This is a genomic window from Haloferax sp. ATB1 (assembly GCF_000730175.1).
Map to the genome: position 1 here is coordinate 23,444 of NZ_JPES01000079.1, position 22,469 is coordinate 45,912.

General features: G+C 53.3%; 11 protein-coding genes and 3 pseudogenes. 10 read left to right on the top strand and 4 right to left on the bottom strand.

The features are described 5' to 3' along the window. Window positions 1-1,336: 1,336 nt before the first annotated feature. Entirely contained in the window at window positions 1,337-2,101 is a 765-nt protein-coding gene (locus tag ATB1_RS12555; RefSeq protein WP_042664127.1) for an IclR family transcriptional regulator, read from the top strand. 23 nt (window positions 2,102-2,124) lie between these two features. On the opposite strand, the gene ATB1_RS12560 is transcribed toward ATB1_RS12555, so the two are convergent. Next, a complete protein-coding gene (locus tag ATB1_RS12560; protein WP_042664129.1) occupies window positions 2,125-3,027 on the bottom strand; it encodes a dihydrodipicolinate synthase family protein in 903 nt (300 codons plus the stop codon). Between the two features lie 223 nt (window positions 3,028-3,250). On the opposite strand from ATB1_RS12560, the gene ATB1_RS12565 reads away from it, so the two are divergent. The 7 genes and pseudogenes from ATB1_RS12565 to ATB1_RS12595 all read left to right on the top strand — a co-directional run bounded on the left by ATB1_RS12565 (window position 3,251) and on the right by ATB1_RS12595 (window position 14,148). Then, window positions 3,251-4,828 (top strand): ABC transporter substrate-binding protein, encoded by a 1,578-nt coding sequence (locus ATB1_RS12565; protein WP_157837742.1) that lies wholly within the window; start codon window positions 3,251-3,253, stop codon window positions 4,826-4,828. 24 nt (window positions 4,829-4,852) lie between these two features. Next, window positions 4,853-5,791, top strand: coding sequence for a carbohydrate ABC transporter permease (locus ATB1_RS12570; protein ID WP_052367962.1), 939 nt, complete (start codon window positions 4,853-4,855; stop codon window positions 5,789-5,791). Window positions 5,792-5,975: 184 nt separating this feature from the next. Then, window positions 5,976-6,851 carry a carbohydrate ABC transporter permease gene (locus ATB1_RS12575; RefSeq protein WP_052367966.1) on the top strand — a complete coding sequence of 292 codons (876 nt, stop codon included), beginning with the start codon at window positions 5,976-5,978 and terminating at the stop codon, window positions 6,849-6,851. A gap of 98 nt (window positions 6,852-6,949) precedes the next feature. Then, window positions 6,950-8,161, top strand: coding sequence for an ABC transporter ATP-binding protein (locus tag ATB1_RS12580; RefSeq protein WP_082256398.1), 1,212 nt, complete (start codon window positions 6,950-6,952; stop codon window positions 8,159-8,161). Between the two features lie 92 nt (window positions 8,162-8,253). Continuing rightward, window positions 8,254-9,423: an enolase C-terminal domain-like protein gene (locus ATB1_RS12585; protein WP_042664134.1), complete on the top strand. Its 1,170-nt coding sequence runs from the start codon at window positions 8,254-8,256 to the stop codon at window positions 9,421-9,423. 150 nt (window positions 9,424-9,573) lie between these two features. After that, window positions 9,574-10,936 (top strand): annotated as a pseudogene (locus tag ATB1_RS12590) (NAD-dependent succinate-semialdehyde dehydrogenase). Between the two features lie 152 nt (window positions 10,937-11,088). Next, window positions 11,089-14,148, top strand: a complete 3,060-nt coding sequence (locus ATB1_RS12595; RefSeq protein WP_042664136.1) for an FAD-binding and (Fe-S)-binding domain-containing protein — start codon at window positions 11,089-11,091, stop codon at window positions 14,146-14,148. Between the two features lie 1,396 nt (window positions 14,149-15,544). On the opposite strand, the pseudogene ATB1_RS12600 reads toward ATB1_RS12595, so the two are convergent. Next, a pseudogene (locus ATB1_RS12600) lies at window positions 15,545-16,431 on the bottom strand (IS1595 family transposase). A gap of 219 nt (window positions 16,432-16,650) precedes the next feature. Here ATB1_RS12600 and ATB1_RS12605 point away from each other — a divergent pair. Further along, a complete protein-coding gene (locus ATB1_RS12605) occupies window positions 16,651-17,475 on the top strand; it encodes an IS5 family transposase (RefSeq protein ID WP_042664138.1) in 825 nt (274 codons plus the stop codon). Between the two features lie 36 nt (window positions 17,476-17,511). Further along, complete coding sequence (locus tag ATB1_RS12610) at window positions 17,512-17,952, top strand: heme-binding protein (protein WP_042664140.1); 441 nt, start codon at window positions 17,512-17,514, stop codon at window positions 17,950-17,952. Between the two features lie 379 nt (window positions 17,953-18,331). On the opposite strand, the gene ATB1_RS20780 is transcribed toward ATB1_RS12610, so the two are convergent. Together ATB1_RS20780 and ATB1_RS12615 are read right to left on the bottom strand one after the other, a co-directional pair. Beyond that, entirely contained in the window at window positions 18,332-19,093 is a 762-nt protein-coding gene (locus ATB1_RS20780) for an IclR family transcriptional regulator (protein ID WP_082256399.1), read from the bottom strand. Window positions 19,094-19,707: 614 nt separating this feature from the next. Continuing rightward, window positions 19,708-22,283, bottom strand: a pseudogene (locus ATB1_RS12615) (FAD-dependent oxidoreductase). Between the last annotated feature and the right edge of the window lie 186 nt (window positions 22,284-22,469).

The following is a 22,469-nucleotide window of genomic DNA, read 5'->3' on the forward strand; positions in this document are numbered from 1 at the left end:
AGAACTGCCAAACGACCGGCCGCACGGCGAGTTGTTCTCGACGAACACCACCCCACTCACCACTCGGTGAGTCGGCCGTCGTCGTGGTGCCAGACGGGGTTGAACCAGTTCACCTCACCGAGGGAGCGCCCACACGACAGATCGTGTAGTGTTCGTCGTTGAACGGACTGCACGAATGGCTTAACCACATATATAAATACATATAACTTTTGAGTAATATATTTGGCCAGCCTACTGAGAGAATAGATGAGTTTGAAAATCTTTATTTGCTATCTACTATTAGTAGTATATCAGAATCTATTAGAGTTATTTTCTACATCAATTTGTTAATAATATCCGGAGCTATAGTTGCTATTGTATAAACTTTTAAATACTATACAAGATGTAACAGTTTGAATAAGAGATTGCAACCGAGATTACGGCGGCTTATATCAGAGTCCACGAAATCCAACCATAGCGTGGCTATTCAACGCAAAAAGCGATTGACGCAGTTCGAAAACACGATCGACGCACATCAGTAGACACACACCGGAAGTAGGTACCCAACACCGAACAACACCACACTAGCACCGTACTGAACAGAGAGTACGAACAGACGTGCAATGAGGACGTGGAATATAACTGGGCTCACTTCGTCAACACACCCAATTCACATGGCTCGTTCCACAATCTGGACACACGCGACTCTAGATGTGAACCACGTGGGCACGTATTGGATACGAGCGATGACCCACCTGACTTCAGCTGTACAAACTGCATATTTTCCAACAAGTTTGTAGCAAGTATACAGATCCAGTTGGGCTAATAGTACAAATAGGGACAGACTGAAAATTAGGAGTATAGATGGTCATCTCGTTACTCTCGATGAGGTGGGCAGACATAGCATGGCTCGCTATACAGATCAACACGCTTGTGCGACGTGCAGATCAGGGCCCGAAATACTCCCCGAGAGGGATTACAGAGCTAGTTTTGTAATCTATAGAATAGGCCGATTCGTTCCAATAGGTTTGTCAGCAACGTTCCCTCAGGGAGATCAGATAGCCAGTACCAGGCCAAAGACAATCAGAACCGCAGCCCGATACCGCATCGATAATACATTACAACATTAAGTCTGTAATGTGGCGCAAAATAGGGATGTGCAACTGGCGACATCCCTGACGCCGCGATAGACAACATATGTGTTGAAATTACCAATAACTATGACTGATTGTGCCTTAATATAACCATTAAACTTAGTTTAAGCCATTCACAGCCCATCTTTGCTTAATCTGGATAATAACAATCCATTCCACAATTTGGAACGAACTTTTTTCATACTGGGATTGGTATCCAGCTTATGGAACATACACCACAAAACCCAATCAAGTCGGTACAGACTATGTTTCGGATCATTGATCAGCTTAAACAGCTGGAATCCGCAAGCGTGTCCGAACTTGCTACAGCTCTCGACCTCCCTCGAAGTACGGCACACAACTACCTGAGCACACTAACTGGCGAAGGCTACTTGATAAAGCAAAACGGGGAGTATCAGCTCTCGATTCAGTTCTTGGAACTCGGCTCATTCGCCCGGAAACAACAGAAAATATACGAAATCGCGAAGCCCGAAGTTCGCCGCCTAGCTCGGGAGACCGGAGAACTCACCAGTCTTCTCGTCGAGGACCAAGGGGAGGGCGTGTATCTACAACGGGAGCGAGGGGAGCAGGCAGTACAAGTCCAAGCATATGTTGGTACGCGAGCGCCGCTTCACGCAACGGCACTCGGGAAATGCATTCTTGCCCACAAATCGACTGAGTTCATCGACCAAGTCATCGAACACCACGGGCTAGAGAAGTCGACTGAAAAAACCGTTAGTACGCGAGAGGAGTTACTTGACCGGTTAGATGAGGTGAGAGAGCGCGGGTATGCGTTCGACGACGAGGAGAGAATTGAAGGCCTTCGGTGTATTGCGAGTCCGATTCTGAGTACCGATGACCGTGTGTTAGGCGCGATTAGCGTATCGGGACCGTCGTACCGGATGCGCGGTGAGCGTTACGAAGAGACGCTTCCGAATGACGTACTCGAAACCGCCAACGTGATCGAATTGAATATCACCTATTCATAGATCGCGCCCAGCATCACCACGGGTTATAGCTCAGTTGTCAGTTGGTTGGCCGCGCTGGTTAGTTCATCGTGGACCCTGTCTAGCTCGTCTTGTTCGAGTTCGTTCGGTGACTGAAGCGGGAGCACCGGTGTTCCGTTCGTATAGCCTTGCTTCTGTAGGAGGTACTTTAGCGCGGCAGCAGTCGATTGCCCTTCAATTGCGGAGACGATAGGGCGACAGAACAGATCCCACAATCTGCGTGCGCGTTCTCTATCACCGTCGGAGTATGCGGTGTATATCTCCGAGACTGGTTCGGGAAACACGTTCAGCGGACTCGCGACGAACCCATCGGCACCCAGGTCGAGCGATGCCATCAGATGCTTCGTTTGCCCCTGCAGCACAGAGAAGTCCTCCGGGGTCTCTTCGAGTAGTTTCTGGTGGTGTACGATATCTCCAGTCGAGTCTTTGATGCCGATTATCTGGTCGTGTTGGGAAAGTTCGACGACTGTCTCGATGGGTAGTTCCGTTTTTGCGAAGGCAGGTATCTCGTAGATGATGATGGGTAAGTCGGTGTCTGAGAGTAGCTTCTCATAGTAGGAGCACACCCCTTCTGGCTTCGGTTTGAAGTAGTATGGAGTGACGACAACCGCAGCGTCTGCTCCGAGCGCTTCTGCTTCAGTGATGAGCGTTCGGACCTCTTTGAGGCTTGTACCCCCACACCCTACGAGTACCGGCGTCTCCCCAGCGTGACGAATAACCGTTTCCATGATCGTTATCTGCTCTTCTTGTGTGAAGCTCGGGAATTCTCCGATAGAGCCACAGGGGAAGAGATAGTCCACCCCGTTTTCTACGAGAAATTCCGTGAATGATGCGAGTGAGTCGGTGCTTACTGCTGCATTTTCACCGATGGGAGTCACCATCGGAGTAATTGCTCCTTCAATCCGCATACATTCGCTTCAATCACGTGGTATTTAATTCTTTGTCTCGAGTAACCCATGGTTGTCTATTCTGCCGGGGGTCGACCAGTCACCGAAGGCGGTGAGATGTCCACCAACGGGTGCTGTTCGGCTTGTTCTCGCGTGCGTATTCAAAATTAAACTCGGCGTCTGTTTGTTGCAATTTCTTCAATATCAACCACTTTTTTATACCATGGTGATTAATGAACAATCGATGTCTGACAGAGATTCACTTACATCACGGCGGAAGCTGCTGCAAAGTCTCGGTGTCGGATCAGTCGCCGCGCTCGGGGGTTGTCTCGGCGGTTCCAATAGTGGCGGTAACGCATCGACCCAGAGTGGTGGCGACGATACTGCGCAGTCACAGTCAGATTCCGGATTCGCTGCCCAGGCGGAGAACATCGACTTCGAGAATAATTGGGAACAGCGCCGTTCGACGACGCTTGATGAGTGGCCGCTGGAGAGCCGTCAAGACATTCCAGGCTCCGACTCGATGGGTGAACCCGAGAGTTGGAAGGAAACTGCTGCGGTAAAAGACGCGCCGTGGCAACCACCAGAGGGGTGGGAAGATACCCCCGCAGGCGACGTCGAGACGATTCAAATTCTCAACCACGGTGCGCTAGAGTACGATCCTGCAACGGCGTTCGCCTACGCACTATTCGAAGAACGAACCGGAATTAACATCGAGGTACTTCCGCTTCCGGTCGACCAAGCGGTGCCAAAGAAGAATGCCGTCTTCTCGTCCGGCCAATCGAATCCACACGGCCTAATGGTCCGGTCTGTCGGGTCCTTCCCGTCGTTCGTCCAAAACGGCTACTTGGAAGAGACGCCGGTGTACCCGGCTGAAGAGATGTGGGATATGTACATCCCCTCGATGCGGAAGTCGTTCAGCTTCGACGGAGAAGCGTATCTCACACCTGGAATTCTCCAGGGGAGCCTCGTTCACACTCGGCCCGACATGATGCGTGAACAGGGCGTCGACGAGGAAACCGTCTCGGCTATCGTTGACGGGTCTTACTCGTGGGATGACCTCGAAACCGTGATGGAAGCCTTCGAGGGCTCTGACAAATTCGCGTGGGCGTACCGAGGTGGCTCCAGGAACTACACGTTCCGCGACTGGACGATGATGTACTACGAAGCGGGAGGGAGCTTCGTAGACGAGAGTGGGTACGTCAGCGTCAACGACGAGGCAGGCATCGCCGCGCTGAGCAAGATGGTCGAGTGGAAAGAAAACGGCTGGGTCCCAAGCGGCGTCTCATCGTTCTCACAGGGAGACCTTGCTGACCGGTTTATGTCCGGACAGCTCGCGATGGTACCCGTATCCGGAGACCTGATTCCGTCGGCCGTCGAAAAGTTCGGGCAGGGAGGTAATTACGCACCGACAACGCCACCCGAGGGTGGCAGCGAGATGCCGAATCCCACGAAGGCCGGGATGGCATCACCAAACGGGATGTCGATCAACGCCCAAAGCGATGTCGGACACAAACTGGCGATGGCACTCTACCAAGACTGTCGCCTGAGCTTCGAGAACATGTGGATGGAAGCGGTCGTTGAGGGGAACCAGACGTACAACCCGACGGTCTTTGAACAAGCGACTGAGACCGACTCGATGCGGTATCCGGAAGTACGAAAACAGGCGATGGAGGTCGTGAAGGTAGAGGTGTTCCCACAGATGCAGTCGATCGCGCAGACGGTGAGCGAACAACTGCAGATGGCCATCTCTGGTGGGAAATCTGCAGAGAACGCTCTCAACGCTGCGCAAGAGACGATCGACACGACTTTAGGGCAGTAAGAGATTTCGTAGAAAGGAAACACAATGTCAACTGTACACAAGTCAGAGGATCACGGGGGTGTCTATCGGGTTAGGAACGCGATCTCCAATTTCGTCAACGAGCATATCGTCGCGGTCTTCCTCGGACCCGCACTCCTCACAATCGCTGCCGTCTTCGTGTACCCAGTACTGCAACTGATTGGGCAGTCGTTCTTCGTGAGACAACCGATGGGCCTCCGGTTCGTCGGTCTCGAGAACTACGTCCAACTGTTCTCGTCATCGCAGTTTTGGAACTATTTCGTCACGACGCTCCTGTACTCGTTCGGATCACTCGTTCTCTCCGTGCTTAGTGGTCTCGCGTTAGCACTAGCGATCAACCACGTTCGACGGAAGTGGCTTCGAAACACGTACTCAACGGTGATCTTGTTCGCGTGGGCTGTGCCGCTGGGAGTTATCGTCGTCATCTTCCGATTCATGCTCCAAGGGGGAAATCTCGGACTCCTTAACCAGGTCTTGACTGACCTCGGGTTCGGATCACTTGCCCGAGCATGGCTCGCACAGAATCAGCTTGCGCTTCCGTTGGTGACAATTACGGATGCATGGGCACGGATGCCGTTCGCGATGATACTGTTCCTCGCGGGATTGCAGTCCATCCCCGAGTATATGTACGACGCGACGAGGGTCGATGGCGCAACGACGTTTCAGGCATTTCGCCATATCACCATCCCGTACCTTCGTCCCTACATCGCGATTGTCGGCTTACTGAATTGGATGTTCGCGTTCCGTGCCTTTGCTGTGATCTACCCGATGACGCAAGGCGGACCTGGTGCACGAACGACGACACTCAGTATCTACATCTATCAGGAGGCGATGGTGCGATTCAACACGGGGTACGGAGCTGCGATCTCCACGTTCCTCGTGCTCTTGACGATCCTTGTTGCAATCTTCTACGTCAAGATCGTCCTTCAACGAATCGAAGAATAGACGATCGACGCTCTCTGTCTTTACTTTTCGTCCGATCCGGTGCTCCTCAACCGCCAGCTGCATCTTGGTAGCCATAGCAGTACTGCCTGTCAATTGGTGATCGGGGAGAGATACCCAAAATTGGCTCCGGAGTGGTACGTGAAACCAAACCATTTTATGAACCGATGGTGAACAGGCTATCGTAATGGCCGAGTCCAAACAGAGCGGTTTGTTTAGTTACGCCACTAGGCAACGGGTTGCGAACGCGATCGAGAGTCCATACATCGTCCACCTGACCATCGCTGTTGGGGTGCTCTCCGTCTTGGTTCCACTTCTATGGACGTTCCTCACGTCTCTGAAGACGGAGTCAGCGGTGTACTCACTCACGTATCTGCCGGAGAACCCAACGCTGCAGCCGTACTACAGCGCGCTTTTTGAGGAAGGCTACTGGAGAGCACTACTCAACTCGGTGATCATCTCGACGACGACGACGGTGCTGGTATTACTGCTTGCGACACCTGCAGGCTACGCGTTTAGTCGATATCGCTTCCCCTTCGATAGCGAGATCTTCATTCTCGTCTTGTTCTCGCGACTGTTCCCCCCGATTGGGCTGGTAATCCCATTCTTCGAGATTCTCGGGTGGGTTGGGCTGATCAACACGCGCGCGGGAATCATCATCGCAAACGTGTATCTCTGGTTACCGCTGATGGTCTACATCCTCCGCAACTTCTTCATGTCCGTCCCAGAGGAGTTGGACGAGTCGGCACTCGTTGATGGCTGTACGCAGTTCCAAGCGTTCAAGGAAATCGCACTCCCGCTCGCACTTCCCGGCGTTGCGGCCTGCGGTATCCTGACGTTCCTATACTCATGGAGAGAGTTCCTGTTCGCGCTCATTACCAGTAACACGCTGCAGTCGATGCCTGTCTCCGTCTCCGTCTACAAGTTCGTCGGCGACGTGTCGGTTTCGTGGGCGTCGCTCTCTGCTGCGTCCATCCTCGCAATCCTGCCAACTGTTGCCGTCGTCGTCTTCTTCCAGCGCTACATCGTCTCTGGCCTCACGTCCGGTGCGTTGAAAGGATAGGAAGCGGCCCCTCACGTCCGCAAGTCAGTCACCGCTTTTTCCCACGTAACCGGCGATCCATCGAAAATCATTTATCACCTGGGTTGCCACATAGTACCATGCAGCAAGACATTAGCGCACAAGCTGGCAGTTCACAGTACTCCACGGACCGGGTGGACGCAGATACCAACGTCCAAATCAACGAGATGACGAAGGAGTTTACCGACGACTCCGGCGGCACAGTTGTCGCCGTCGACGATCTCTCACTCGATATCCAAGAGGGAGAGTTCCTCGTCTTAGTCGGGCCGTCCGGCTGTGGGAAGACGACGACCCTCCGATCGATCGCTGGGCTCGAGACGCCGACGGAGGGGCAGATCATCATTGACAGTAACGACGTAACGGATAAAAACCCAAGAGAGCGGAACATTTCGATGGTTTTCCAGAACTACGCCCTCTATCCGCACAAGACGATCCGCGAAAACCTATCGTTCCCGCTTGAGGTCCGGAACTTTTCTGAAAGCGAAATCACAGAACGTGTCGAACACGCGGCGAGCATCCTCGATATCTCGGAGCTGCTGGAGCGAAAGCCGGGTGAGCTGTCGGGTGGTCAGCAACAGCGGGTCGCGCTCGGGCGAGCCATCGTTCGCGAACCCGCTGTCTTCCTCATGGACGAGCCGTTATCGAACCTTGACGCGAAGCTTCGCGTGCAGATGCGGACCGAACTGAACGAGTTGCACCAGCGAGTTGGGAAGACGACGGTGTATGTCACTCACGACCAAGCGGAGGCGATGACGCTGGGTGACCGCGTGGTAGTGATGAACGACGGCGAACTCCAACAGGTCGCTCCACCACAGGTGCTCTATGACGAGCCAGCCAACCAATTCGTCGCTAGTTTCATCGGCGAACCACCGATGAACTTCGTTACCGTCGATATCGAAGCGACCCAACACGGGTATCACGCAGTATCGGAGTTCTTCGACTTCGAACTACCATCGTCAATCGCGTCCGACATCGAAGACTGGAACCACTCTGTCTCCGCTGCGACGCTTGGCGTTCGTCCAGAGCACCTCTACGACTTGGATGCGGAGTCGAACGCAGACGTTCCCGACGAGAATACGATCAGCATGCGCGTGAAGATTGTTGAGTCCATGGGCTCTGATAAGTATCTCACGCTCGTCCCAGACGGGACGGCAAACGAGTCCGCTCACGAGATCACGGCCCGTGTCTCACCGGAGAGCACCGCCGCTGAAGGGAACCGAATCGAGCTCGGCGTGGATACCGAGAAAATACATCTATTCGACGAGAACACCGGCGAAACGATAACAATCTGAGGAACGTCTTCGTCGGCTTCCGGCCATGTGTTTCGTGCGCTTTGCATCGTCGTCCGGTAGATTCTTAACCCATATACACAATAGTCTGTCACATGGCTCCAACCATCACGAAGATAGAGTCAATCGAGTTTGGATATCCACTCGAAGACCGTGCACCGTCCCCCGAAGGGTTCGACCTGGCCTACTATCCTGGTGAGACAACAACTCGCCACCTCTACGGGCTCCGAATCCATACCGACGAAGGAATCACCGGAGAGTACGTTGGAGGGAACTCCCCCGCAATGGCGCAGGTGAACACAGTTGCGGATTATCTCGTTGGGAAAAACCCGCTGTACCGAGAAAAGCACTGGAGCGAGATGAAGCGGGCGCTTCGGAAATACGACCAGATGGGAATCGGGCCGCTCGATATCGCGCTGTGGGACTTCGCCGGGAAGTACAAAGACCAACCAATAAGCGAGATGCTTGGTCGATATCGCGACAGCATCCCAGTCTACGCCTCCACGCTAGGTGGTGACCGGAATGGTGGGCTCGATTCGCCGGAAGCGTATGCTGACTTCGCCGAAGAATGTCTCGAGATGGGCTACCCCGGATTCAAGATGCATATGTGGGGCGGCAAGTGGCGAGATACACAGGGAGTTATCGACACGGTCCACGCTGTCGGTGACCGCGTAGGTGATGAGATGGACCTCATGCTAGACCTCTCGTGCAATCTCGAGACCATCGGCGAGGCACTCAAGGTCGGGCGAGCATGCGACGAACAGGACTTTTTCTGGTACGAAGACCCCTATCGAGACGGGGGCGTCTCCCAGCATGGCCACCGGAAACTTCGGCAGCAACTCGACACGCCAGTTCTACAGACCGAGATGGTACGAAGTGTCGAAGAGCATACTGACTTCATCGCCGAAGAAGCGACTGACTTCGTCCGTGTCGATCCAGAATACGATGCTGGGATTACTGGCGCGATGAAGATTACGCACGTCGCAGAGGGCTTCGGGCTCGACGTCGAATACCATGCGCCTGGCCCGGCCCATCGCCAATGTATCGGTGCGACGCGGAACACGAACTACTACGAGATGGCACTTGTCCACCCGGAGACCGACAACACGACGCCACCGATATACGCCGGCGGATACGACGATCAACTCGACAGCATCGACAAAAACGGCCGAATCGAGATTCCCACGAAACCAGGACTGGGCGTCGAGTACGATTGGGACTACATCTACGAAAACCAGACCGGCTCTATCCACACGTACGAGTGACGCTGAACGATTCGAGAACGTAAGCCACTACGAGCGACAACAGCCGTGTTCGGTGATTGTAGCGTGATCGCCCCTGCGAGTCGCTCACACCGGGCTTTTCCCACGACATACCCCGTTCCGACTGACATCTGAATTCATACTGAATCCATGGTGACGACGACAAATCCGACCACCGGTAACCCGATCGAGACGTATGACTACCACACTCCAGCAGAGACAGAACAGATCCTCGCTGAGGCAGAAGACCGTTTTCAAGAGTGGTCTTGCCGGCCCATTCGTGAACGTGAGAAGTTAGCTTCGGCTCTCGGTACGCACCTCCAAGAACACAAGGAGAAATTCGCGAAACTGATGGTACAGGAGATGGGGAAACCGCTCACCCAGGCAATTGCCGAGATCGAAAAGTGCGCGCAGCTCTGTGAGTACTACGCCACACGGTCGAGCGAACATCTCCAAGACGAACAGATCGGTGCATCGCCAGGGGCAAAGACATACGTGTCCTACGAACCGCTTGGCCCTGTTCTCCGCGGTGATGCCATGGAACTATCCGTTTTGGCAGGTGTTCCGGTTTGCAGTCCCAGCATTGACTGCGGGGAACGTCGGTATCCTCAAACACGCACCGAACGTCTTCGGCTCCGCTGCGGCTATCGAAGAAATCTTTAGAGACGTTGGGTATCCAGAACACGCCTTCACCACACTCCGCGTTGAGACTGAGCGCGTCAGTAATGTTATCGCTGACAACCGAATCCGCGGCGTCACGCTTACTGGGAGTACGAAGGTGGGGCGTGCTGTCGCAGCTGTGAGCGGAAAACACCTGAAAAAGACGGTCCTCGAGCTTGGTGGAAGCGACCCCTTTGTCGTGTTGGAGGATGCACCCCTCGAAGCGACGGTTGAGGCCGCGGTTACTGCCCGAAACAAAAACTCTGGGCAGTCCTGCATCGCAGCGAAGCGATTCTTCATCCACGAGAGTCAGTATGAGGAGTTCCTTGACCGATTCACGAGCGCGGTTGAGAAACTCCGTGTGGGCGACCCGATGGAGCCTGGTACAGATGTCGGGCCACAAGCACGTGACGACCTCCTCCATGAGCTTCACGACCAAGTTGAAGCGTCGGTTGCAGCGGGTGCAGTCATCGAAACAGGCGGTGATCCCCCTAGCCGAGACGGGTATTTCTATCCACCGACTGTCCTGACTGATATCCCAGAGGACAGCCCGGCTGCGACTGAGGAACTGTTTGGCCCAGTCGCGTCGGTGTTCTCGTTTGCCGACGAGGCGGAGGTCATCAACAGAGCGAACGATACGCAGTTCGGACTTGGTGGAAGCGTCTGGACTGCTGACCGCTCACGTGGCGAAGCGATTGCGCGTCAACTGAGCGCTGGCAACGTCTACGTTAATCGCGTCGTTCAATCGGATCCTCGTCTGCCATTCAGCGGAATCAAAGACTCTGGGTACGGGACTGAACTATCAAGACACGGGATACGAGAGTTCACCAACAAGAAGACGATCTGGGTAGAGTAGCCCACGAACCCAGACGCGGTCTTCTCCCAGGTGAATCGCCTGTGAAGTATCGAAGAAGTCTCTGTCTCTACGATCTGAGTGGCTCAGTCTGTCTGCGATCGTTCGCGGATGAACGCCGGATATATATGACTGTTATACGAATCCTATTGCGTATGCGTAGCAATAACAGGGACACCCGTAGAGAGAGCGGAGCACACCGTGTACAGGCGAGTGATGACAGAGCAACGCACGAGTACGTTGGTGGTGAAGTCAACCAGCCAGGGACTGTTGCGGAACTCCGACAGCGAATTGCAGGTGAAGTCAGATTCGACACCTATACTCGGCAACTGTACGCCACAGACGCGAGCGCGTATGAAGTGACTCCAATAGGGGTCGTCTTTCCCAAGTCAACCGACGACGTAGCCGAAGTGGTCGCTTACTGCGCCGAATCGGATATTCCAGTCCTCCCCCGTGGTGGGGGGACGTCCCTCGCAGGGCAGGCTGTCAACGAGGCGGTTGTCCTCGATTTCACACGCCATATGGACGCTGTATCCGAGATTTCCCCGGATACACGTGAAGCGCGCGCACAGGCGGGTGCAGTCCTAGCAGCACTCAATCAACGAGCAGCAGCGCATGATTTGACCTTTGGTCCAGACCCAGCAGCTGGCGATCGGAGTACGATTGGCGGTGCGATTGGGAACAATTCTACTGGAGCGCACTCGCTGGTCTACGAGAAGACAGACCACTACGTCGTCGAATGTGAAGTCGTCCTCGCAGATGGGACGGTAACGACGTTTGGTGAGGTCTCCGTTGATGAGCTGCGTAAACAGGCAGACCCAGAGAGTGAGCATCTCCAAGCCCGAATTGCTGCTGGTGTACTCTCCATACTTGATGACTATGACGATGAAGTGAGGTCGCGCTACCCCGATCTCAAACGAAATGTCTCGGGATATAATCTCGACCGGATCGTTGCTGAGGCTGCGGGTAAATATGGTGAACCGGGTGTCGTCAACCTTGCTCACCTACTTGCGGGGAGTGAAGGTACCCTCGGAATCATTACGGAGGTGACTGTTTCGCTTGAACCAGTCCCGACAGAGAAGGCCGTTGCGCTGTTAACGTATGAGAACCTCGATGATGCCGTTCGCGACGTTCAGTACGTTCTCGAACACGACCCTGCCGCAGTCGAACTCATCGACGATGTTCTCATCGATCTGGCGACCCAGACGTCGGAATTCGCCGATGTTGCCGCGAAGCTCCCGGATCGAACGCGAGCGGCACTCCTTGTTGAGTTCTATGTCGAAAATTCCGCGCGCGCGTGTGATAGGGTTCAGAAGTTGCGAGCGGATCGGGTCCGAGACGCAGCATCAGACTCCGACGAGACGGTTCGTCACGCGTTCAATGCACTCGAAGCGTTCGACACCGAGGATCGAGCTGAGCTTTGGAAACTTCGAAAATCTGGCCTTCCGATTCTACTCGGACGTACAACAGATGCAAAGCATATCAGTTTCCTCGAGGACTGCGCGGTCCCGCCTAAGCGATTGCCAGCATTCGTCTCTGGGTTTCAGTCCGCACTTGACGAACAGGACATGACGGCTTCGTTCTATGCACATGCTGGCCCCGGTGTCCTTCACGTTCGGCCACTCGTTAACACCAAGTCTCCAACCGACGTCGACGCGATGGAATCCATCGCTGACACCGTGACTGATCTCGTCGTTGAGCTTGGTGGGTCCGTCTCGGGCGAACACGGTGACGGCCGCGCGCGGACACAGTGGAACCGGAAACTGTACGGTGATGAGCTATGGGACGCGTTCCGTTCCCTCAAGACCGCATTTGACCCCAAGTGGCTTCTGAATCCTGGACAGGTGTGTGGAGATGTGTCGCTGACCGAGAACTTGCGATTTGATCCAGCATACGAGTTCGAGAGCGGGGTTGACCCTGTCTTGGAGTGGGATAACGACAATGGAATGCAGGGGATGGTCGAACTCTGTCACGGCTGTGGTGGGTGTCGAACGCAGCAGTCGGAAGGCGGTGTGATGTGTCCGACCTTCCGTGCGGCAGACGAAGAGATCACGTCAACACGGGGAAGAGCGAATCTCCTCAGACAAGCGATGAGTGGTGATCTACCAGCGGACCCAACTGACGAGAAATTTGTTACTGAGGTATTGGACCTCTGTATCGGGTGCAAGGGGTGCTCGAACGATTGCCCAAGCGAGGTCGATCTCGCAAAGCTGAAAACCGAGGTGACGCATGCGTATCACAACAAACACGGGGCATCAATACGCGAAAAGTTGTTTGCGAACTTCGATACTCTCGCGAAAGTTGGAAGCGCATTGGCTCCGGTGTCGAACGTACTGCCGAAACTTCCTGGGGCGAGGTTGGTTATGGAGAACACACTCGGGATTGCACGTGAACGATCACTCCCAACCTTCAAACGTGAAACGTTCCGCGACTGGTTCGACACACGGACTACTGAACAGTCGCCAACTGACGCAACGCGTCAGGTCGTCCTCGTTCCAGATACGGAGACGAATTTCAGTAACCCCGACGTTGGGAAGGCGGCTGTGGAAGTGCTGGAGGCAGCAGGTGTCCACGTCGAACTCGCACCCTTCACCGATAGTGGCCGGCCCGCGTACTCGAAAGGATTCGTGGAGATGGCACGTGGAACCGCTGAAACGGTTGTAGACGAACTCGAATCCCGTGTGCAGGATGGTCGGGACATCGTTGTTATCGAACCTTCCGATGCGGTCATGCTCCAATCAGACTACGGAGACTTGCTGTCTGGCCCCGCTGTCAATGCAGTTCAAGCGAACACGTACGGCGTTTGTGAATATCTCGATACCTTCGGGCTTGACGACGAGGTTCAGTTTACTGCGCCGGACAGAACACTCGCGTATCACGGCCACTGCCATCAGAAGGCCACAAAAAAAGATCACCACGCTGTCGGTGTGCTTCGACGGGCAGGATATAACGTCGATCCAATCGATTCGGGCTGTTGCGGGATGGCGGGCAGTTTCGGCTACGAGGCAGAACACTTCGCGATGAGTGCTGCGATTGGAGAGCTACTCAACGATCAACTCACAGCCAGCGACGCTACGGCTGTGGTCGCCCCGGGGGCGTCCTGTCGGTCACAACTGTCAGACTTAGATATGGTCGATGAGCAAGAATCGTTTATTCGTGACGATCGTGAGAACCCGCCAACGCCAGTCGAAGCACTCGCCTACGCGTTACAGTAGGAAGGAAACATCACACGGCTGGTAGCGGACCCTACTAGTACGCTAATTCCGAACTAGTCCACCCAACTGAGTACACGCTCAATTGTATTTCAGTCGGGAGAGGACCGTACTCATGGGGTCCGCATCTAGCTCGATCTGGTTAATACCAATCTCTGCCGTCCATACCCGGCCGTCATGTTTTTTTACAGTACGATTCGCTCGGTGTTGTGCCGCCCTTCGAACTTGTCAGCGTCGACGTTCTCGAATTCCGTGATATCGATCTTCTACTCGGCATGGATGTGTATTGGTACGTTGAACAGAACTGTTTGGTATGTTGTCACGAGATTTTGTGCCGTGCGCTCTCAGCGCGTCGGTTCAGCGTGGGTGAGTCTTCTAAGAGAGTGCAGGAAGATGTGTTGACTACTCAATAATCAAGATATTCTATTAATAATATAAATTGAATCGACGATGAGCAGTAGCCTCAATAATTATCATTAAATAGCTATATAGGCCAGGGGTATGGTAGATAAGTTTCTAAATAGTTAATTTTTAAAATACAGACTTGATATTTATTCTATACTCCATTTATCTTTGAAGTAGATTATGTCGTCTTGCAGGTTATATTCGAATTGTCTTGGATATATTATATGAATTAATTCGAACGGTCCACCCTGAGAAGCGCCACGGAAATTAGTAAGATATCGTTGTAGAAGATTCAACCCCAATTCAAAAGCTGGAGGCAGGTGTGGGTCGTGTTACGTTAGAATGAGGCGACCAACTTCGGAATATTCTGTGGTCGCTCTCGACACGAACCGGTTCCCCCTCGTTATTTTAGACGCGCACAATCAACTTACTCTGCAATCGTTCGCGAACGCTGTCAACGACATTAGTAAAAGAACCTACGTTTGCATCGGCGCTGCGGCTCATCTCAAAAGTGCTCTTGTCTACTTGGCCTCCGATTTCGTGTGTGCCCTCGTGGAAATCAAAAGGAAGAACCACCGATCACTCAACGCAGCTCGCCCCACCTCATTACAACACTATGCTAGTGATGTTTTCCGAAGCGTGGTCGTCGTTAGCATGGCGGGGAAACTACGACGACGAGAGAGCTGTTACTCTTGTTCGGATCCGGTCTTCGGAATAATCGGATCAATTAGCGTCCCATCGCAGAACAGTAGTTGAGATCATGAGTCGAGAGAGATGCAGTCCGTATTACGCGACTGGATCTCACGCCAGTTTGGCAGTCGGGGAACGAGATTCACTAATAGCGAACAATGTGGTGTGCTATCGTCAGCACAACAAGGTGAACACCGGATAACTACTTGATATCTCGGTGTAGCTGGGCTCGTCGGTGCGTTCCGACGATAGTCTATTTCGTCATCAGAAATACAACTCGCTCATGTGTAGCAGATTGTTGATTTCAGAGAGTCGCTTTGAAAGCGTGTTTGAGTGCTTCTCGACCGGGTTTTCTGAAGAGTTCGCTGCGTAGCTGAAAGGCGCGGAGATACTGTGTCAACTTGTCCTTCGAGACGCCTTGATGCGGCGAGAGCCACGCGTCGCGCCAGCGACGCGTGGCTCTCGCAGGTGTTGACGTGAACGTCTCCATCAGCGTATTCGCCGTCACCGTGGACGACGTATTCGCGGTGGAATTTGTCGTCGTCCTCAAGTGGGTCGTATACCCGAAATCCGTCGGTGTAGACGGTTAGCGACTCCTCCTCGCCGACCACGAGGAGGAGTCGCACGGTCGATTCGTCAGCGGATTTCGCCGGGACGACGTACCGCTGTTCCGTTCCACGGTCAACGATGGTGAAGGACGGGTGGTTTGTCTCCCTCGTAGAAACCTCGTCCGCGCGTGGACAGGCCACGCGAGCGCGACGGTTGGTCGCGCTCGCGGCCTTTCAACCCCGCAGAGACGTACACTTCGTCGATTTCGACCGGTCCAACGAGGTCGAGACGAGGCGCGTCGAGCGCTCTGGTGAAGCGCTCGACGCGACGGTGCATCGTCTTGTAGGTGACACCGATCTCTCGCTGAAGTTGGCGGAGACTCGTGTTGAACCGCAAGAACGCGTAGATCGAGAACAACCACTTGCGGAGCGCAACCTTCGAGTGCGCGAAAATCGTGCCCGTCTTGTCGTTGAACGTGCGGTCGCAATTCTTACAGAGATAGCGTTGAAACGCCCCATAGCTGCCGTTTCTGACTGTCCGGTCAGAACGGCAGCGAGGGCAGGAAACGCCGTCACGCCAGCGAACTTGTTGGAGCAGGTTCGCTGCGAGCGATTCCGAGCCAAACACATCGAGCGGAATCATTCGTGTTGGACACCGCTAGCGCGGTGTCCTTGCCCTCTTCGATTCCAGAGCGACAGCTGAACTCTATCAACAATCTCCTACAGAAGAGCGGATGAGGGAAATTTAAGTGACCGCTCAGATACCCTCTTAATATGGTGGAAGGGCTTTGGTGAATCACTAGACGGCGTCGGTTTCGACCGTTAGAATTTGGAAGATGAAGCGGGAAACCGTCGATGCTCTATGTCGAAAATCTCCCGCTTCACGAAGAAGGCGGTCACGTTGGCTAAAAATGTTGTTGGTGACCGAGGCGAAGTCGCCGCCCCCGAAGGGGGTGGCGGCTTCGCCGACTACGCTCTCGTATCGCTGCACAGTCTGCGGATTTACCTCGATGAGTCGTACCGCAACGCACTCGATCTGCTGAGCGAAATACCGCATATTCTCGCCGAGATCGGCCTCGAAGAGGGCGATCTCCCTGATCACTCGACGCTAGTTAAGGCGTTTGGTAGGTTTCAGATGAAGGTCTGGCGAGTGCTGCTCCGACTCTCGTCGGAGCTGCACGACCTCTCGGGTCACGCCGCCATTGATGCCACCTTTTTCGACCGCGAAAACGCTAGTAAGCACTACTGCCGCCGCACGAATTACCGCGTTCAGACACTCAAAGCCACAGCTCTCGTCGATACACAAACCCAAGCTGTTCTCGACGTTCATTGTACGACCGAGAAAACCCACGACACACAACTCGGCTGGCAGGTCGCCTGCCGCAACGCAGGCGACCTGCACAGCCTCGCCGCCGACAAAGGTTACGACTGGATGCAGTTACGCGAAAAACTACGCGAGGAAGGCGTGAGACCGCTGATTAAACATCGTATCTTCCGGCCCATCGACCACGCGCATAACGCGCGGGTCGATGGGCCTCGATACCGCCAGAGATCGATGTGTGAGACCGTCTTCTCGTCGATCAAGCGCACGCACGGCGACGCCGTGCGTGCGCGAACGTGGTACCGTGAATTTCGTGAACTCGTCGTGAAATGTGTCGTTCATAACATCAACCGTGCCGCAACATAGCCAAATCGACCGCTGTATGGCGATTCACCAGAGCCGGTGGAAGCCATTCCATTAGAGATAGCAACGCAACTGATCGAAGCAGCTGAACAGCGCGCCGACAAAATTGACAACCCCATGGTTATCACGGTCGCTAACAGTGAAGGCAATCTCATCGCACAACATCGAATGGACGGTGCTTGGTTAGCCTCGGTGAACATCTCACGTAATAAGGCATACACATCTGCCGCACTCGACATGCCCACCCATGAGCTTGCCGAAGCGTCTGAACCCGGTAATTCACTCTACGGGCTCGACACGCGTGGCGATGGACGAATGGTTGTATTTGGTGGTGGTTACCCGTTGATGAAAGATGACGAAGTAGTTGGGGCTATTGGAGTCTCCGGCGGTGCTGTTTCCCAGGACTGTGACGTTGCTGAGGCTGGTGTCGAAAAGTGGGACGACCTCGTAACTGCTGACGTAGCTCTAACCGAAGAATAACAATCACTCTGAGTAACAACGACGATTTCTGACTCAGAAAAACACGCTGACCGTGCCTTTTCCAAAATGGAAAATTGCAGAATAGAAATAATACGAATATTTTCTAACACAATCATCGGCGGATATTTGCTTTCCGTCAGAGGATATGGTGCTGGTCAGTCCGTGTCCAGAGGAGTGTCGAACTTCTGTTCTCATTAGCAGCCCTGAATAGCCATTACACAACTGTGTTTGTGATTTACAGCATCAACGAATTGTTGTAGAATTGGTCACAATATGCACGAAGCGGGTGGAGCTAAAATACGTTAGAATATTCTTTATTCTGAAGCTTCAATACCTGTGAAAGCTCATATTCTCCTTTCTCAGTGTTCGTGTACTCTTTTTATGCCCCTTCGTTATTCATCACTGCTGTTCTGATCTCTTCCTCGAGATCCTCAACAGCAGAGATTAATGTTCCAGCAAGCTCTTTATCACTTGGTAGGAGGTAGGGAGGACCAAATATATCTAATGCTCCCAAAATCTCTCCCCGTGGGTTCTCAACTGTAACAGCGATTCCACGTAAGCCTTCTAATGATTCTTGATTATTTATTGCGTACCCTCGCTCTCGAGTACGTTCTAGTTCACCGAACAACTCTTCCCGGTCGGTAATCGTATTGTCTTGTGTTTTTGGCAGGCCCCATTCATCCAATATCTCTTCTACACGATTCTTAGAATATTCTGCAAGGATGGCTTTCCCACACGCAGAATTGTGCATGTGGTAGTAATCACCAATCTGAAAGCCTTCTACTGATGAACCTACGGCCTGATCAAAGAGGACGAGGATACGGCCATTATCTTCAACTGAAAAACTGGACTGCTGTTCAGTCTCCTCAGCAATTTCTAATGCTTTCTGCCGTATGAGTAGATACTCTTCTTTTTGCCGGGCTTGTTTTCCAAGATGAAATAATTTAATACCTAGATGATATTCGTTATCAACTCTCGTAATGTATCCGCTTTCCTCAAGTGTCTTGAGGTGTGTATAAAGAGTACTCTCATGAATCTCCATGTACTCAGAAAGCTCAGTGAGTTTAGCTCCATTGAGACCATCAATAGCATCAACAACCTTTAATGATATCGTGGTGGTTTTTCTCCGTTCTGATTTCATGGGTTTTCCACATTAGAAAACGTAGGTCCTACAATATAGAGATGCTGGTTTAGTACATTATTTTGAGATTGAAAAATACAGCGATAGAGGTAGGCCGTGTTGGGGTGTATTTACTTTAATTGTGAACATAATCACAGAGATGTTAGAGAGCGTGACGCGGTGTCGATGACTCAACGGCGAGTGGCCGTCGTTCAAATAACTTTGATGGGACCAAAACTCTCCGGGTATAACCTTTCTCAGTTCTCAATTTCCTCTTTCTGCCAGTCGTCGAACTCCTCGTCACTCTCTCTGAGCACCTCGACACACTCGTTGTACTGGCGTTTTGTCTCGTCGGTGTACTTGTCGTCCGAGTACGTTCTATAACCACTTCAGTTTCATCGATCCGGACATCACGGACCACCCATCAGTGACATCGCTATCTTCAGTCACCTCTCTCAATGAGTTGTGAACTACTTCCGCCGCTGCGCTCTACGAACTCCCGCAACCGGACGATAGATGTGAGTGATCCCGAATCAAGGGCGAAGTCGGTTTAGTCGTGTCGCTGGCCGTGTTATTTACCAACAAAAGAACGAACTGCGGGGATAACTCGGTGGAGGAGCGTGTGTGGGCTCGCGTCAGTCGAGGAGCGGTTCGTCGCGGACGGTGGCGGCATAGCGGGTCGCCCCTCGTATAGAATTTCGAGCTCGGTTCCGGGTTCAGCATACTCCGGTGGGAGATACGTGTAGACGACACAGGCACTGACGGTGTACCCGTACTCGGCGCTGTGGACGTAGCCGATAGTCTCGTCGCCATTGAGCACCGGCCGGTGTGCGAGAACGGTCGCGTCCTCGTCGTCCAGTGTTAAGCAGGCGACCTTGTGTTCTATGTTATCTCCTTTGGCTGCTGCAGCGACGGCTTCCTTTCCGATGAAGTCGGTGTCGAGATCGACAGCCCACCCGAGCCCAGCCTCGTAGGGATTGTGCTCAGTATGGAGATCTTGGCCCCAGAGCCTGAATCCTTTCTCGATTCGCAGAGCGTTGAGTGCTCCGTTTCCGTAGGGCCGTATGTCGTATTCTTCTCCAGCTTCCATAATGTGTTCCCAGAGTTGCTCGCCGTACTCGGACGGTGTGTAGAATTCCCATCCGAGTTCTCCTGCGTAGGACACCCGAAGCGCCGTGACAGGCACGTTCTTCACGAAGAACTGCTGGCTCGTAAAGAAGGGGAACGCATCGTCTGAGAGATCAACGTCGGTCACCTTCGAGAGAACCTTCCGGGCATTCGGACCGGTACAGACCATCGCAGCGAGGCTCGAGGTGACGTCGTTAACAACCACATCACTCGGTGCCTGCTCACGAACCCATGCGAGATGATTGTTCCCGACCTCACGACCCGTTGTCAACACGAGGTATCGATCTTCACCAGTTCTTGTGACAGTGATGTCCGCTCGGACACCTCCTCCCTCGTTGCACATCAGGGTGTAACGAACATCGCCCACGTCAAGATCCATGTTGTTCGTACAGAGATACTGGATAAACTCACCAGCATCACTACCGATGACCTCCATCTTGTTGAACGAGGTCATGTCATGAAGACCGACGTTGTTACGGACGTTTAGTATCTCTGCACCCTCTATAGGTGACCAATATTTGGCTTCCCAGCCTTCACGTTCCGGTATCTTGTCGCCGTACTCAGCTAGGAGGTCTGCATTAGACTCGAACCACTGTGGTTCCTCCCAGCCAGCCTCAGCCCACAGTTCGGCACCGAGTTCCTTGTGACTGTGGTACATCGGCGTCCGCCGGATATCGCGCTGGTGCTCCGTCCATACCCACTTTGGATGGACGATGTTGTAGACGATACGGTACTCTTCACCCCCGATATCGCGGGCGAAGTCCCAGCTTCCTTCGTGGTCATCGAATCGGTTAACGTCTGCGTGTGCAAGGTCAATCCGCTCGTTCTCCAGCCTTGGAACACCATTCTCCATCCACTCGGCGAGGGCTTTCCCAGCACCACCGGCATGAGTAACCCAGATGCCCGCTGCCGTCCAGAGACCGTCGTACTCCTGAATAGGCCCCATCACGGGGAGACCATTCGGCGTCTCGGAGAACATCCCGTTGTATTTGTGTTCGAGTTCTGCTCCTTTGGTGGCCGGCAAGAGCTCATCACTGGCCTGTCGCGGAGCTTTGTCCGGTCGGTCCGGATGAGTCGCGTTATCCATGTGATAGTCTGTGAACTCGTGAACAGACCCTTGTTCACCATCTGGGTTGTTGCCGCCAAGATCCTTCGGATTAGGGACGATTGGTTCGTGGTTGTACGATCCGATCCCGTATGCGTCCCCATGGGTTCGGAAGTATAGTGCGTTGTCTTGATCGCGAAGAATCGGTCGGTCAGGACCGACAAGCAGGCGCTTTGCTTTCTCACCGGAGACATTCCGGTAATTCTCGAACAGCGGATGGTTGGTGATATCAGTCGCGTTGTCAGCTAGCTCATCGAGCGACTCGGTAACTGTGTACTGGTGTTCAACTGGTGTGATAGGAAGGTGAACGCCGAGCTTCTCGCCTAACTGCCGCACCCAAATATTCGTCGCGATAACGACTTCGTTACAGTCGATTGTTCCGCTTTCAGTAATGACCGATTGGACTCCATTGTGGTCCATTTCAACGTCTTCGGTTCGCGTGTGTGGAACAAACTGGGCGCCATTCTCCATCGCCTCACGGGCTAAGGCGTCACAGGCAACGACACCGGAAACTTGGCCGTCGGTCGGTGAGTAATATCCACCTTTGATTTGGTCGCCATCAACCAGCGGGAGTTTCTCTTCTACTTCTTCCGGCGTAAGTATCTCAGGGTTTGGAACCCCCCAAGATTTGGCCCACTCGACGCGCCGTTGCAGATAATCCATCCGTTCGTCGGTTCGTGCGACTTCGATGCCACCAACTTCATTGTATGCTTGTTCACCATCCTGCCCTTCTAAGTCCGAGTACAATCCTCGGCTATACCGTGCGAACTTGCTGAGGATTTTCGGCTCGTCAGTCTGAAACATGATCCCTGGCGCGTGGGTCGAAGACCCACCAGTGGTCGGCATCGGTCCCTGGTCGACCACTACAACGTCATCTCGGCCGAGTTCAGTCAGTTGATATGCAAGGTTACAACCGACGATTCCAGCACCGACAATGACAGTGTCTGCCTCTGCCGGTAGGTTGGCATTTGTGCTCATAAGCGACGTAACCATTTTACGTACAGCACCAAATATAGCTGCCGGTAATCGTAATATATACTACTAATAACACACTGAACTTTTCACCATGGATGTACGATATGCTTGGAAAGCTACCTCCATATTGTAACGTGAACGGGAAGCAATCGTGGTCCACTGAAAGCACGCATTAATTTCTCTTTGAAG